The sequence below is a fragment of the Mesorhizobium sp. WSM4817 genome (assembly GCF_055811135.1).
Genome location: NZ_JBVVQQ010000164.1, coordinates 1 through 257, shown reverse-complemented (window position 1 = coordinate 257; position 257 = coordinate 1). Strand labels below are relative to the sequence as shown.

The 257-nt window shown below is 93.8% G+C and carries 1 protein-coding gene; it reads right to left on the bottom strand.

Features of this window, described 5'->3' with window-relative positions; all coding sequences use genetic code 11:
- A partial coding sequence (locus AC0L2K_RS35220) for a hypothetical protein (RefSeq protein WP_473533689.1) occupies positions 1-241 on the bottom strand: 241 nt, incomplete at its 3' end.
- Between the last annotated feature and the right edge of the window lie 16 nt (positions 242-257).

The following is a 257-nucleotide window of genomic DNA, read 5'->3' as shown; positions in this document are numbered from 1 at the left end:
CCCCCCCCCCCCCCCCCCCCCGTCCCCCCCCCCCCCCCCCCCCCGCCCCGCGCCCCCCCCCCCCCCCGGCGCCCGGCCCCCCGACCCCCCCCCCCCCCCCCCCCCCCCCCCCGCCGCCCCCCCCCACCACCCCCCCCCCCCCCCCCGCCCCCCCCCCCCGGGGGGGCCCCCCCCCCCCCCCCCCCCCCCCCCGGGGGGGGGGGGGGGGGGGGGGGGCCCCCCACCGACAACCCTGCGCCATCTGAGCGTGCGTACCG